This is a genomic window from Nocardiopsis sp. NRRL B-16309, assembly GCF_001279585.1.
Taxonomy (GTDB): domain Bacteria; phylum Actinomycetota; class Actinomycetes; order Streptosporangiales; family Streptosporangiaceae; genus Nocardiopsis.
On sequence record NZ_LGEC01000148.1, the window covers coordinates 59749 to 74150 of the forward strand.

The window sequence follows — 14402 nt, forward strand, 5'->3', positions numbered from 1 at the left end:
TACCTCAGTCAGCGACGCTCCTCGCGCTGTTTGCAGGTCACGCACAGGGTGGCCCGTGGATACGCCTGCAGGCGCGCCTTTCCGATGGCCCGGCCGCATGACTCACAGACCCCGTAGGTTCCCGCGTCCATTCGTTCGATCGCCTGCTCGCTCTTGGCGAGCAGGTCACGTGTATTGTAGGCCAACGCCAGGTCGTGCTCGCGCTGGAAGGCCTTGGCCCCGGTGTCGGCGGGATCGTCACCGGCACCCTCCACGGGGTCGGTGAGCCGCTCGGCGAGGGCGTCCTCGGCTTCGCGGATCTCCTCCCTCGCCGTGGCGACGTCGGCCTCCAGACGGTCGCGCACCTCGGAGATCTCGTCGGTCGTCCAGGGCTCCTCGCCCGACCCGACCGGCAGTCCGGCGATCTTCGTGGCCTTCATCGCACTCCCCCTCCACAACGGAGCGCCACCGTTCCGTACCCCCGCTGAGCTGCGAGGGCTCCCCCTCGGGCGGTGCCGCGCATGGTGCCGGAAGCTTAGGCAATCCGCGGCCGCATGGCAATCATCCCCGCGCAGCGCCACCGGCCGCCGCCCCGTCCAGGAGGCGGTGGAAACGGACCCTGTGCACGTACACGCCGTTGATCGGCCCCCACCGCTCGACCGCCTCGCCGGACCGCCAGCCCTGGGCGGTGTAGAAGCGGCGCGCCCGGTCGTTGGCCGAGAGCACCCACAGGACCGCCTCGGTGTACCCGCCCGCCGCGAGGGCGTCGGTGACCGCGCCCATCAGGCGCTGGTTGACGCCGGTGCCCCACACCTCGGGCACGGAGTAGAAGGCGGCGACCTCCGGCACGTCCGGGGCGTCCTCCAACGGGCCGAAGTTGGCGAAGGCCACGACGCTCCCGGCCTCCTCGGCGACCAGCATCGCCTCCCGCGGCCCCTCCGCGTCCCCGATCCACCGCGCCCAGCGGTCCGCCCGGCGCCCGGTGTCCATGCCGTCCAGGAAGCTCTGCGGCATGATGCCGCGATAGGCGGCCCGCCAGGAACGGACCTGCACGCCGGCGACGGCCTCGGCGTCCCCGACCCCTGCTCGGCGAATCCTCATGGCGCCATCCTGTCGCCCCCGCCGGCCGCCGACAAGGGGCACCAGGGGCGGGAGGAGCACGGGAGACGGCGCGGGACCGGGGCCACCCGGTACGGGCCCGCCCCGCAAGCCGACAGGGAATGCGCGACGCGCGGCATCGGGCGCGCGGCGCACGCCACCTGGCGCGGGACCTGCCCGGAGGCCTCGCCTACTCGGCGACGGCGAAGCCGCCGTAGTCCTCGGCGAGCGCGCCCAGGTGGGGTTCGTCGAACACCGCCGGTCCGCCGTGCGGGCCGGTCAGCACCTCGATCACCCAGTCCGCGTCCTCGGCGTCGTCCTCCCCGGCGAGCATGTCGCGGTGCACCCGGCACGGCTCGTAGCCCTGCTCCTGGAGCTGCTCGGCCAGCTCGACGGCGTCCTCGCGGTCGTGCAGTGTCACCATGACCGCGCCCCGCGAACCCTCCGCCATGACGGCCCCTCTCCGAAATGGCGCGGTGGCTCCACCGCGCTGCGTTATCCTGGCTCCCAGATGGTGTCGATGGGGACGAGTAGTGCTGGCCCCGACCGGACGGACCACAGCCTAGAGGGCCGGGTCCGGCCCAGCGACCCGGGGACGGTGGGAGCCCGGGGGTACGACCAGCGCGAAGATCACCCCGGAGCCGCCGGAGGAACGGGCCGCCGTCACCGCGCGCCCCAGTAGAACCGGCACAGCGCAACGAAGTGGGATCCGCGACAGGCCGCCCGTCGGTCCGCGCACGGATCCAAGGAGGGTGGTACCGCGGGGCCCCGGCCTCGTCCCTCCGTCAGGAACACCCCTGATGGAAAGGTACGACGGTGGCCAACGACCCCCGGCCCGCATCCCGCGCGCTGCCCCAGCTGCCCGCGCAGATCGACCTGCCAGCGACGGAGCGCGAGATCCTCGGCCGCTGGTCGAAGGAGAACGTCTTCGAGCGCTCGCTCGACCAGACCCGCGGCGGACCCAACTGGGTCTTCTACGAGGGTCCGCCCACGGCCAACGGCCAGCCCGGCGTCCACCACGTCGAGGCACGCGCCTTCAAGGACGTCTTCCCGCGCTTTCGCACGATGCGCGGCTTCCACGTCGACCGCAAGGCCGGCTGGGACTGCCACGGCCTGCCCGTCGAGGTCGCCGTGGAGAAGGAACTTGGCCTGTCCGGCAAGAAGGACATCGAGACCTTCGGCATCGCCGAGTTCAACGACCGCTGCCGCGAGTCCGTGCTGCGCAACGTCGACGCGTTCACCGCGATGACCGAGCGCATGGGCTACTGGGTCAACATGGACGACGCCTACCGCACCATGGACCCGCAGTACGTGGAGTCCGTCTGGTGGGCGCTCAAGCAGATCTGGGACAAGGGCCTGCTGGTCCGCGACTACCGGATCAGCCCGTACTGCCCGCGCTGCGGCACCACCCTGTCCGACCACGAGCTCGCCCAGGGGTACGAGACCGTCACCGACCCGTCGGTCTACGTCCGCTTCCCGGTGACCTCCGGCCCGCTGGCCTCGCCCGAGCACCCCACCTCCCTGCTGGTGTGGACCACGACCCCCTGGACGCTGGTGTCCAACACCGCGGTCGCGGTGCACCCGGACGTGGAGTACGTGGTGGCCACCGACGGCAACGAGCGGCTGCTGGTCGCCCGCCCGCTGTTCGAGAAGGTCCTCGGCGAGGGCTGGGAGCTCACCGGGGAGAGCTTCGAGGGCGACGAGATGGAGCGCTGGAACTACCAGCGGCCCTTCGACCTGGTGGACTTCGACGAGCCCGCGCACTACATCGTGCTCGCCGACTACGTGACCGTCGAGGACGGCACCGGCCTCGTCCACCAGTCGCCCGCCTTCGGTGCCGACGACATGGCGGTGTGCCGCGCCTACGGCCTGCCGGTGGTCAACCCGGTCCGCGCCGACGGCACGTTCGAGGCCGACCTGGACCTCGTGGGCGGAGTCTTCTTCAAGACGGCCGACAAGACGCTGGTCCGCGACCTCAGGGACCGCGGCCTGCTCTACCGGCACCAGAGCTACGAGCACTCCTACCCGCACTGCTGGCGCTGCCACACCGCCCTGCTGTACTACGCGCTCCCGTCCTGGTACATCCGCACGACGGCGGTCAAGGACGAGCTGATCGCGCAGAACGACGTCACCCACTGGGTGCCGGAGAACGTCAAGGAGGGCCGCTTCGGCGAGTGGCTGCGCGGCAACGTCGACTGGGCGCTGTCCCGCAACCGCTACTGGGGCACCCCGCTGCCGATCTGGGAGTTCCCCGACGGGCGCCAGATCTGCGTGGGCTCCCTGGAGGAGCTGGGCCGCCTGAGCGGGCAGGACCTGTCGAACCTGGACCCGCACCGCCCGTACGTGGACGACATCGTCATCCCCGACCCGGACGCCGACCCCTCCCTGCCCGAGGAGCAGCGGGTGGCCCGGCGGGTGCCCGAGGTCATCGACGCCTGGTTCGACTCGGGGTCCATGCCGTTCGCCCAGTGGGGCGCGCCGCACCGGAACGCGGACACCTTCCAGGAGAACTTCCCCGCGCAGTACATCTCCGAGGCCATCGACCAGACCCGCGGCTGGTTCTACTCGCTGCTGGCCGTCAGCACCCTGGTGTTCGGCCGCAACTCGTTCGAGAACGTGGTCGTGCTCGGCCACATCCTCGCCGAGGACGGCCGCAAGATGAGCAAGCACCTGGGCAACGTCATGGAGCCCATCCCGGTGATGGACCGGCACGGCGCCGACGCGCTGCGGTGGTTCATGCTGGCCAGCGGCTCGCCGTGGACCGCCCGCCGGGTGGGCCACGCCGCCCTGGAGGAGATCGTCCGCAAGGTGCTGCTCACCTACTACAGCACCGTGTCGTTCTTCACCCTGTACGCCAACGCCGGCGAGGGCTGGGACCACTCCATGCTGGAGAAGGCCCCCGCGCCCCAGGACCGCCCGCTGCTGGACCGGTGGCTGCTCTCGGAGCTCAACGAGGTCGTCCGCGACGTCACGAGTGCCATGGACGCCTTCGACACCACCACGGCCGGACGCAGGCTGACGGCGTTCGTCGACGACGTGTCCAACTGGTACGTGCGCCGCTCCCGCCGCCGGTTCTGGGGCGGGGCGAGCACCCCCGAGGGCGCGTCGGCGTTCGCGACCCTGTTCGAGGCGCTGGAGACCGTCACGCTGCTGATGGCGCCGATCGTGCCGTTCCTGACCGACCACGTGTGGTCGTCGATCCGCCGCCCGGACGCGGCGGACTCGGTGCACCTGGCGTCCTGGCCCGAGGTCCGCGAGGAGCTCGTCGACACGGAGCTGTCCGGCCACATGGCGCTGACGCGGCGCCTGGTGGAGCTGGGGCGCTCGGCGCGGGTCGACTCGGCCATGCGCACCCGGCAGCCGCTGGCGCGCGCCCTGGTGGGCGCTCCGGGGTTCGCCGAGCTGCCCGAGCAGCTACGGGCGCAGATCTCCGACGAGCTCAACGTGGCCCGGCTGGACTCGCTGTCCTCCGTGGGCGGCGACCTGGTGGACTACATCGTCAAGCCGAACTTCCGTTCGCTGGGCAAGCGGTTCGCCAAGCGCACGCCTCTGGTGGCCAAGGCCGTCCAGGCGGCCGATCCGGCCCTGCTGGTGGAGCAGGTCCGCGCCAGCGGCTGGGCCCGGGTCCAGGTGGAGGACGAACCGGTGGAGGTCAGTGCCGACGAGCTGCTGGTCACCGAGCAGCCCCGCGAGGGCTGGGCGGTCGCCTCGGAGTCCGGTGAGACCGTCGCCCTGGACCTGGAGCTGACGCCGGAGCTGCGCCGCGCCGGTCTGGCGCGCGAGATGGTGCGCATGCTGCAGGAGGCGCGCAAGAACAGCGGGCTGGACGTGTCGGACCGGATCCACGTGTGGTGGTCGGCCACGGACCCGGGTACCGAGCAGGCGCTCGTGGAGCACTCCGAGGCCATCGCCGGCGAGGTGCTGGCGGACGCGTTCGTCGCCGGTGAGATCGCCGGGGACCTGCACACGGCCTCCTCGGAGGAGTTCGGTGTGGCGTTCGGCTTCCGCCGGGCCTGACCGACGGCGAACGGGCGCCGCTCCGGTGGGAGCGGCGCCCGTCGTGTGTCCGGGGTGTGTGCCCGGGCGCTGTGTCCGGGTCGGGTGCCGGCGTCAGGGGACCTGGTCCGGGTCCTGCCTGCGCGAGGGCTCGTCGGAGGACGAGGGCTCGTCGTCGGGGTCAGGGATGGCCGCGTAGGACGCGGACGGGTCCTCGTCGCGGTCCGCCGACGACGCGCGGTAGGTGAACGCCGCGGCCCCGTCCGCGTGGGGCTCCGCGGCGCCGTCGGTGCCGGTGTCCGGCACACGGTAGGAGAAGGCGGCCGTCGTGTCCGCGTCGGGGTCGGCCTCGGAGGAGTCCGCGGCATCGGCGGGCCCGCTCTTCGTGCCGGTGCCCGCGCCCGGTATCCGGTACGGGGACCCCACCGGCCTGCGCGCGCCCTGGTCGGCGGGCGTCTCCGCCGCGTCGTCGCCGTCCGCGGCGCGCTCCGCCCCGTCGTCGGTGCCGACGGCCTCGGCGGGCCGGGTGCGCGTGCTCGGTATCCGGTAGGGGGACGCCGGGGGTGTGCGCGGTCCCTGGTCGGCGGGCGTCTCCGCCGCCGGGTCCCCGTCCCCGCCGCGCTCCGCCGCGTCGTCGGCGGGGCCCGGTACCCGGTAGGAGAAGGCGGGGGAAGCGTCGGTGCCGGAGCCGGCCGGCTCGACCGCGTCGGCGGCCGGGGCCTCGTCGCCGGACGCGCTGTCCGCGGCGTCCGCCGCGGTGGCCGCCACAGCGTCCGAGGGATCGGTGGGCTCGGCGGCCCCGTCGGATCCGGCCGTCCCGGACCCGTGCTCGGACTCGGACGCGTGCTTGGACTCGGACACGTGCTCGGTCGGCTCGGCGTCCGCCCCGACGGTGCCGGTCGGCGCCGGTGCGCCGTCGGGCTCGTCGCGGACCATGGCCTGGGTGTCGTCCGTGCCCGCGTCGTCGGACTCGTCGCGGGCCTGGGCCCCGGTCTCGTCCGTGCGCGCCTCGCCGTGCTCGGCCCGGGTGTCGTCCGTGGCCGCGTCGTCGAGCTCATCCCGCTCGGCCCGGGTGTCCTCCGCGCTCGCGTCGTCGGACTCCTCACGGACCACGGGCCCGGCCGTACCCGCCTCGTCGGAGGCGTCCGCGGTGGGGACGCGGTAGTGGAAGGTGGGCCCGTCGTCGGGCTCGGTGTCCTCGAAGCCGTCCTCCTGGGCGGAGGGCTCCTCGTGGCGGACGGTGTCGCGCGGCTCCACGGTGTCCGCGTCGTCGGTCTCACCGGCGGCGGAGTCCGCGTGGTCGGAGGGAGCCGTCCCCGCGGTGCCGTGGTCGGCGCCGGGTTCGTCGTCCGCCGGCTCACCGGTCTCGGGCGCCGCGGCGCCGCTCCGGGCCCGCGCGGCGAAGGCCGCGAAGGTGTCCGCCTCGGCCGGGGCGCCGATCTCGTCGGCGTGGTCGGCCGGACCGTCCTGGGGTTCCGTCGGCGGAACGGCCACGGCGGGGCCGTCGCCGGGCGGGGTGGGAAGCACCCGCTCCTCGTCGCCCTCCGCCCCCTCGGCCGCGCTCGGTTCGTCCGGCCGGGTCGGGGTCCAGTCGGAGAAGGACTCCGCGTCCAGGGACTCCGGTTCCGGTGCCGCGTCGCGCTCCTCGGGCACCGCCGCCCAGGTGTGGCCCTCGGTCCGGCCCTGGTGCGGGATCCGGTGGTCGAAGGGCTCCGGTTCCGGGGCGGTCCGGACCTCGTCGGCGGACGGGTGTCCGTGCGGGCGGCCCGGGTCGGGGTCAGGCGACCCGGCGGCCGTTTCCGGCCAGTCCCCCGTGACCGGTGTGAATCCTGTGCTTCCGTGCTCCGACACAACACCGTCCCGCACCGGCTCGGGAGCCGGTGCGGGCGCGCGCCCGGAGTCCTCCGGCCCGTGGTGTGTTCCCGGTGCCGTCACCGCCGTGGTGACGGGGACGGACGACTTCCCCAAACCGTCCGTCCCGGTGCGCGTCCGATCCTGTCCTGCCGCACGTATCCCGCCTTGTACCAGCGCCGCCAAGAGCAGCAGGACGCTGATTCCGCCGAGCCCGAGTGCGAAGTACACCAGGGTGGTCTCGGCCAGGAGGAGGGCAGCCGCGATGGTGGCGATGGCCGCCAGCACCGCCACGGTGGCGAGGATGCTCAGGATCACGGATCGACCAGGGCCTTTACACATGTGGAGCCGGAGTGTTCAGTTGTTCGGAGCCGCGTGCCGCTGGTGGTCAACGACGCTCGTGGGGGGCCTCACCCGGGTGGAACCCACCGTGCTGCGCGGGCTCGGGCTGGCCGAACGGGTTGCCGCCGGGGCCGTGCTGCTGCAGCGCGGGCGTGCCGCCCGTCGGGGGAGCCATCGTCTGGAAGCCGCCCGTGGTGTTCGGGTTGGCCTCGGCGGGCTTGCCCTCCTCGTTGAGCTCACGCAGCTGGCGCTCGAAGTAGTCCTTCAGGCGGCTGCGGTACTCACGCTCGAAGTCCTTGAGCACGTTGACCTTGTGCTCCAGCTCCTCGCGCTGCTGCACGAGGCTGCCCATGACCTGGCGGTGGCGCTCCTGGGCGTCGCGGTCCAGGTTCTCCGAACGCGCGCGGGCCTCGCCGATGATCTGGTCGGCCTGGCGGCGAGCCTTGCCGAGGATGTCCTCGGACTCGTGCCGGGCGCGGCCCAGGGTCTCGTCGGCCTCGCGGCGGGCGTCGGAGATCGCCTGGTCGGCGGTCTGCTGGGCCAGGGCCAGGACACGTGCGGCCGTGTCCATGTTCTCCTCGCCGCCCATCGCCATGTTGGCGCCGGTCATCTGCATCTGCTGCTGCGGCTGCTGGGGCTCGACGGCCTGGGGAGCCTGGACCGGCTCGGGGCGCATCTGCTCCATCTGCGGCTCAGGAGCGGCCTCCTGGGGCTGCTGGAAGTCCTGCATGCCGGCGTTGGGGACCTTGCCCCGCAGGCACTCGGCCAGCTTGCCGCGCAGTTCCTCGTTCTCCTGGATCAGGCGGTCGAGCTCGGACTCGACCTCGTCGAGGAAGGCGTCGACCTCCTCCTCGTCATACCCCGGCCGAAGCCGGGTTGTACTGAACTGCTTGTTCCGCACATCGGCGGGTGTCAGCGGCATGTTCGTCTCCTTGGCGCGCTTGGAGTCTGTCCGTAGGGACGCTACCTGATCGTGACCTTACGGCAATCCAGATCATGACCAAGACCACATATCGGAACCCGAGGCACAAGAGTCACCTCCGGTTCCATCTGACTAGATGAAGCCCCGGATGAGGAACATCAGAATGTAGACACCGAAGAAGAGGACCAGCACACTCAGGTCGAGTGCGATGCTCCCCAGGCGTACGGGCTTGATGAACCTGCGCAGGAACCTCAGCGGCGGGTCGGTGATCGAGTACACGATCTCGGCGAGCACGAGAACGAACCCCCGCGGACGCCAGTCCCTGGAGAAGGACTGGACCATCTCCAGAACCACCCTCGCGATCAGCACGAACAGGAAGAGCTGTAGCGCGAAGAGCAGCCCGGACAGGACGTAAATCACGGTCGTTCCTCGACCCAATCTCTGGACGGATGTGACGGTCTAGCTCTGGTTGAAGAACCCTCGCTCGGCGATCCGCGCCTTGTCTTCGGCGGTCACCTCGACGTTGGCCGGGGACAGCAGGAACACCTTGTTGGTCACGCGTTCGATACTGCCATGCAGACCGAAGATCAGACCAGCCGCGAAGTCGACGAGACGCTTGGCGTCGCTGTCGACCATCTCGGTCAGGTTCATGATCACCGGCGTGCCCTCCCGGAAATGCTCTCCGATAGTACGCGCCTCGTTGTAGGTGCGTGGGTGGAGCGTGGTGATTCGCGCCAGGTCCGCGGTCGAGGCCGTCATGGTGGTACCACCGCGTCGGTCACCTGAACCCAGGTAGTCGCCGGCGTCCGTCACGTCGCCGCCCCGTACTTCCTCGCCACGTGGAGGCTCGGCGTCGCGGTCACGCTGCTGCACCTCCGCGCCCTCGTCGAAATCATCGAACTCATCATATTCGTCCGCATAACGGTGATCGTAACGGTCGTCCTCCACGAGGCCGAGGTAGACCGCCATCTTGCGCATCGCGCCGGCCATCTCATGTCCTCCGTCGTCCCCGCGGCCCTCACACCGCAGCCGACTGTTCAACATCACCCGTCCGGCCCGTGTGAGCGGGATCGACGCCCATTCGGGCGAACTCCACAGACGGGCTCCAAGGTCTATGTGGGGACATTACCCCACGATCGGCCCGCGGTCGCCGAGCAACGCCGTGCCGAGGCGCACGTGTGTCGCCCCCCTCTCGACCGCCGATTCCAGGTCCGCGCTCATCCCCGCGGACACCATCGTGGCCCGAGCGTAGCGATCGCGGATGCGGTCCGCGACCCCTTTGAGCCGGGCGAACGCCTCCGAGGGATCCCCGCCCAGCGGGGCCACGGCCATCACGCCGCCGAGTGTGAGCGCGTCGTGTTCCTCCACACGCGCGGCCAGGTCCAGCGCGTCGGCGGGGTCGACACCGCCGCGCGGACCGATGACGCCCGCCCGCGAGTCCTCGTCGAGGTTGACCTGGACAAGGCAGGTCAGCCGCCGCCCGGCCGCCTCGGCCCGCTCGCCCAGGGCCCGCGCCAGCTTGGCGCGGTCCACCGAGTGCACGACGTCGGCGTAGGAGGCCACCGAGCGCGCCTTGTTGGTCTGGAGCTGACCCACGAAGTGCCAGGTCAGACCGAGGTCCGCCGTCTCGGCGGCCTTGGGCGCCGCCTCCTGGTCGCGGTTCTCGCCCACGTCGGTCACACCGAGGGAGGCCAGAATCCGGACGTCACTGGCGGGGTGGGTCTTGGTGACCGCGATCAGGGACACCTCGGAGGGGTCCCGGTCGGCCTTGAGGCAGGCGGCCTCGATCCTGGCCCGCGCCGCGCGGAGGTTCGCCCGGACCTGTTCGACACGTGCGGAGTCGGCGTGTGACACGGTGTCCCTTCTCATGCTCCGGGGGCGGAGCACTCCCTGATGTACGAGGTGTCTGGTGTGCATGGTGTGAACGCGGGGGCCACGGGACCGTTCTACCCGAGACCGGGACCGCCCCGCTCCCGACCGTCCTGGCAAGACCCGTCGGATGGCCGGAGGTGGCCCCGGTGTGGCCGGGAGTGGCCGCGCGATCGTCAGGTGCGCCAGACGAAGGACGCGAACCGGCCCGTCGGCGCGTCCCGCCGGTGGGAGAAGAGTTCGGGGCTCTCAAGGGTGCAGCGGCCGTCGCTGGAGATCTCGGTGACGCCCGCGCGGCGCAGCTGGGCGGTGACGGCGGCGCGCATGTCGACGCCGGTGGTGCCCTGGCGGGTCGAGCACGCCGCCTCGGGCGTGTCCCGGGCGGTCTCGGCCTGCACCTCGGGCGGAACCTCGTAGCACGTGCCGCAGATGGCCGGACCCAGGTGGACCCGGATCCGGTCCGGGCGGGCGCCCTGGTCCACCATCGCCTCCACCAGGCGGGCGGCCACGCCCCCGGCGGTCCCCAGACGCCCCGAGTGGGCCGCGCCCAGGACCCCGGCCGCCCCGTCCGCTGCCAGGACGGGCAGGCAGTCGGCGGCCAGCGACGCCAGGACCAGGTCCGGCCGGGTGGTCACCACGCCGTCACAGGTCCCCACGCCGCCGGGCTCGGTGGCCACGAGCACGTCGGTGCTGTGCACCTGGTTCATCCACACCACGCGTTCGGGCCCGAAGCCGAGGCGGGCGGCGGCCCGCTCCCGGTTCTCCAGGACGGGGGCCCGCTCGTCCCCCGAGCCCAGGCCGAGGTTCAGCGACGCGAACGGCGGCGCGGAGACGCCCCCGTTCCGTTCGGTGACGGCGGCACGGACCCCGTGCCCCAGATCGATGACGTCGCCCATCCGTCCACACCTTCCCACCCGTCGCCCACCATCGCCCCACCGGGCGCTTCACGAGGGGTGGAGCTTCCACCCTCAACCGCGAGCCTCCGGCTCCAGCCCTACCTGCCCGTCGCCCACCATCGCCCCGAGCACTCCGTGCGAGGGGCTACCACCCTCAACCGCGAGCCTCCGGCTCCAGCCCTACCTGCCCGTCGCCCACCATCGCCCCACCGGGCGCTACGCGAGGGGTGGAGCTTCCACCCTCAACCGCGAGCCTCCGACTCCAGCCCCACCTGCCCGTCACCCGCCATCGCCCCGAGCACTGCGTGCGGGGCGGGGCTTCCACCCTCGACCGAGCCTCCGGCTCCAGCCCCACTCACCCGTCTTCCCGTAGTGGCGAGGGAGGCGCTGAGGCGTCCGGGCCGTTGGCACGTCGATGCTACCGGTGGCCGCGCACGGCCTACGCGGGCAGCGGCCCCCGCACACGCGAACGGGGCCCCGCCCGGTGGGCGGAACCCCGTTCTTCGCTCCGTTCGGGAGCGCCTACTTCAGGAACTCCGGCACGTCGAGGTCGTCGGGGTCGTCGAAGATCACCCGGCGCCGTGGCGTGGGCACCTCGCCCCGGCGGTCGGCCGACGCGTCGGAGACGGCGTGGATGTGGTTGGACTGGCCGTCCTGCCGTTCCTCGTGCTGCTCCTGCGGCTCGGACCGCTGCGCCTCCGGCTGCGCGGGCTCGGGCGCGGGACCCCCGTAGGTGAAGGTCTCCGCCGGCTGGGCCTCGGCCGCACCGTGCTCCGGCCCCGCCTGCGCGGTCGGCTCGGCCGCGACCGGCTCCGGCTCGGCCTGGGCGGGCGGCGCCTGGTACGACGGCGCGGGCTCGGCCGGACGGCTCACCGGCGGTGCCGCCGGCCGCGTGGTCTCCTGCGCGGGAGCGGGAGCGGGCTCGGCCGGTCGGGACGGCGCGATCCACGGCATGCTGTTGGCCGACGCCCCGCTCGCGCCCGCGGCGGTGGGCGCCGCCTGGGCGGACGATCCCTCCCGGCCGGACGTGACGCCCCCGGTGGGGGCGGCGGCCTCAGGAGGGTCCACCGGCCGGTGCTCCCGGGCGACCCCTCCGTTGACCTCGGGCTCGTCGAAGCCCGCCGCGATCACCGTCACACGGACCTCGTCGCCCAGGGCGTCGTCGATGACGGCGCCGAAGATGATGTTGGCCTCGGGCGCCGCCGAGTTCGCCACGAGCTGGGCGGCCTCGTTGATCTCGAACAACCCCAGGTCGGAACCGCCCTGGATGGACAGCAGCACCCCGTGCGCCCCGTCGATGCTCGCTTCGAGCAGGGGCGACGAGATCGCCATCTCCGCCGCCGCGACCGCACGGTCGTCCCCCCGCGCGGAACCGATGCCCATGAGCGCCGACCCCGCCCCGGACATGACCGACTTCACGTCGGCGAAGTCCAGGTTGATCAGGCCCGGTGTGGTGATCAGGTCGGTGATGCCCTGCACACCGGAGAGCAGGACCTGGTCGGCGGCCTTGAACGCGTCCAGCACGCTGACCTGGCGGTCAGAGATGGACAGCAGCCGGTCGTTGGGAATCACGATGAGTGTGTCGACCTCCTCGCGGAGCATCGCTATCCCCGACTCGGCCTGCGTGGCCCTGCGCTTGCCCTCGAAGCCGAAGGGCCGCGTGACCACACCGATCGTGAGGGCGCCCAGGGACCGCGCGATGTTCGCGACGACCGGGGCGCCGCCGGTACCGGTGCCGCCCCCCTCGCCCGCGGTGACGAAGACCATGTCGGCCCCCTTGAGGACCTCCTCGATCTCCTCCCGGTGGTCCTCGGCCGCCCTGCAGCCGACGTCGGGGTTGGCTCCGGCTCCCAGGCCGCGGGTGAGTTCTCGGCCGACGTCGAGCTTGACGTCGGCGTCACTCATCAGCAGCGCCTGGGCGTCGGTATTGATGGCGATGAACTCGACGCCCTTGAGCCCCTCTTCGATCATTCGGTTGACGGCGTTGACACCGCCGCCGCCGATGCCGACGACTTTGATGACCGCGAGGTAGTTCTGCGGTGCTGCCACGACGAGGGGCCTTTCCGCTCGCATACGCCGTTCCGTCACCGTCTCCGGTGGCGGTGGGCCACCGGATACGCCTCTGGTTCGGCATCCGGTTCTACAGTGTGCGTTTCGGGTGACCCGCCGCCGCGTGCGCCGGTGGCGCCGCTGCTCGGGCCCCGGGGCCACCAGGACCGTTCCCGCGCCGGTTCTGCCTCCCGGCGAGGCCCGTCCTCTCGACGGACACCACGGTCTCGCGTACCCCAAAAGCGTGTTTTGTTGCTTTGTTGACGTTGGTTGTGCTTCCCGACAGTAAGCGGACCGCCGACTACGGGCAACCGATGACGAGGTCAGCCTAACGGCGTATAACGCAAGGAAGCGAAGTGCGCACTCGGCGCGTCGCGTCTGGAATGTCCTCGTCGGGTGATCGGTGACCCCGCCGGGCTGTCGCGCGGTGACCGTGCGACAGCTTCACCGCCTTCCTCGGCCGACACCCGGAAGCCTTGTCCCGTACCAGGATTCCCCTTCACCGGACGATGGCCAGATCCGGGGTGCCGACGTCGTAGACCCGGTCCTCGGTGGGCGGGTGCTCGCGCATGAGGACGCGCAGGATCTCGCTCTTGTCCCGGGTGCGTTCGGGATCACCCCACTCCACGAGCGCGCCGTTGCCGAGCTCGACGGAGATCGCCTCGGTGTCGGTGGCGTCGATGAGCTGGATCTGTGCGAGCAGCGAGTCGGGCGCCTGCTCGACGATGGCGGCGGCGGCCCGCACCGCGTCACTGCCCTCGATCTCCCCCGTGACCCTGACCAGCGGATGCGTGCCGGGCCGCGTCGAGGAGTCCTCGATCCGCACGCCGTCGCCGTCCACCAGCCGGTACTCCTCGCCCACGCGGATGGCGAGCAGCGGTCGGCGCTCGACGACCTCCACCCGCAGGGTCGCCGGCCAGCCGCGCGTGACCGTCGCGGACTCGACCAGGTCCAGGGACTCCGCCCGGGCCGCGCTGCGGTCCAGGTCCACCCGGATCAGCGGCGTGCCCGTGCTCACGTCGACGGCGGCCACGACCTCCTCGGAGGAGACCCGGTCCAGGCCGGTGACCGCGACGCCCCGGACCACCAGCAGCCGGGAACCGAGCAGGACCCAGGTGACGACGCAGACCAGGGAGACCACGAGCAGCGCCACGAAGGCGACCTTCCACGGATCGGACCTGGTCCGCGCGACGGGCGCGGGAGCCTCCTGGTCGGTGGTCATGGGGTCCTCCGTCTTCTCGTGGGCCGCCGCCCGTTCCGCGCTCGGGTGCCTTGGGGACGGGGCCCTCCCCGTGCCTGCCTTGAACCTCCGCCCGTTCCTCGCTCGGGCGCCTGGTGGACGGGGCCCTCGCGCCTTCTGGTGCCCCCGCGAGTTCGGTACCACGGCGCCAGGCGACCCC

General features: G+C 72.2%; 12 protein-coding genes. 1 reads left to right on the top strand and 11 read right to left on the bottom strand.

The features are described from left to right. Nucleotides 1-8: 8 nt before the first annotated feature. From ADL05_RS28690 to ADL05_RS28700, 3 genes are all read right to left on the bottom strand, one after another. Nucleotides 9-419 (bottom strand): TraR/DksA C4-type zinc finger protein, encoded by a 411-nt coding sequence (locus ADL05_RS28690; RefSeq protein WP_053620143.1) that lies wholly within the window; start codon nt 417-419, stop codon nt 9-11. A gap of 121 nt (nt 420-540) precedes the next feature. Continuing rightward, entirely contained in the window at nt 541-1080 is a 540-nt protein-coding gene (locus ADL05_RS28695) for a GNAT family N-acetyltransferase (RefSeq protein WP_053620144.1), read from the bottom strand. A gap of 187 nt (nt 1081-1267) precedes the next feature. Continuing rightward, nucleotides 1268-1528 (bottom strand): hypothetical protein, encoded by a 261-nt coding sequence (locus ADL05_RS28700; protein ID WP_053620145.1) that lies wholly within the window; start codon nt 1526-1528, stop codon nt 1268-1270. Nucleotides 1529-1893: 365 nt separating this feature from the next. On the opposite strand from ADL05_RS28700, the gene ileS reads away from it, so the two are divergent. Further along, nucleotides 1894-5094, top strand: coding sequence for an isoleucine--tRNA ligase (gene ileS, locus ADL05_RS28705; RefSeq protein ID WP_053620146.1), 3201 nt, complete (start codon nt 1894-1896; stop codon nt 5092-5094). A gap of 93 nt (nt 5095-5187) precedes the next feature. On the opposite strand, the gene ADL05_RS28710 is transcribed toward ileS, so the two are convergent. From ADL05_RS28710 to ADL05_RS28745, 8 genes are all read right to left on the bottom strand, one after another. Then, nucleotides 5188-7242 carry a hypothetical protein gene (locus ADL05_RS28710; RefSeq protein WP_053620147.1) on the bottom strand — a complete coding sequence of 685 codons (2055 nt, stop codon included), beginning with the start codon at nt 7240-7242 and terminating at the stop codon, nt 5188-5190. 70 nt (nt 7243-7312) lie between these two features. Further along, nucleotides 7313-8188, bottom strand: a complete 876-nt coding sequence (locus tag ADL05_RS28715; RefSeq protein ID WP_053620148.1) for a DivIVA domain-containing protein — start codon at nt 8186-8188, stop codon at nt 7313-7315. A gap of 132 nt (nt 8189-8320) precedes the next feature. Beyond that, a complete protein-coding gene (locus ADL05_RS28720; RefSeq protein WP_053620149.1) occupies nt 8321-8608 on the bottom strand; it encodes a YggT family protein in 288 nt (95 codons plus the stop codon). 39 nt (nt 8609-8647) lie between these two features. Beyond that, nucleotides 8648-9178 carry a cell division protein SepF gene (locus tag ADL05_RS28725; RefSeq protein WP_053620150.1) on the bottom strand — a complete coding sequence of 177 codons (531 nt, stop codon included), beginning with the start codon at nt 9176-9178 and terminating at the stop codon, nt 8648-8650. A 135-nt stretch (nt 9179-9313) separates the two neighbouring features. Then, nucleotides 9314-10042: a YggS family pyridoxal phosphate-dependent enzyme gene (locus ADL05_RS28730; protein WP_053620151.1), complete on the bottom strand. Its 729-nt coding sequence runs from the start codon at nt 10040-10042 to the stop codon at nt 9314-9316. Between the two features lie 191 nt (nt 10043-10233). After that, nucleotides 10234-10953 carry a peptidoglycan editing factor PgeF gene (pgeF, locus tag ADL05_RS28735; protein ID WP_053620152.1) on the bottom strand — a complete coding sequence of 240 codons (720 nt, stop codon included), beginning with the start codon at nt 10951-10953 and terminating at the stop codon, nt 10234-10236. A gap of 522 nt (nt 10954-11475) precedes the next feature. Then, the gene (gene ftsZ, locus ADL05_RS28740) at nt 11476-13002 is read right to left on the bottom strand and encodes a cell division protein FtsZ (RefSeq protein ID WP_053620153.1); all 1527 of its coding nucleotides are present in this window, start codon (nt 13000-13002) and stop codon (nt 11476-11478) included. 499 nt (nt 13003-13501) lie between these two features. Further along, nucleotides 13502-14224 carry a cell division protein FtsQ/DivIB gene (locus ADL05_RS28745; RefSeq protein ID WP_053620154.1) on the bottom strand — a complete coding sequence of 241 codons (723 nt, stop codon included), beginning with the start codon at nt 14222-14224 and terminating at the stop codon, nt 13502-13504. Nucleotides 14225-14402 lie beyond the last annotated feature (178 nt).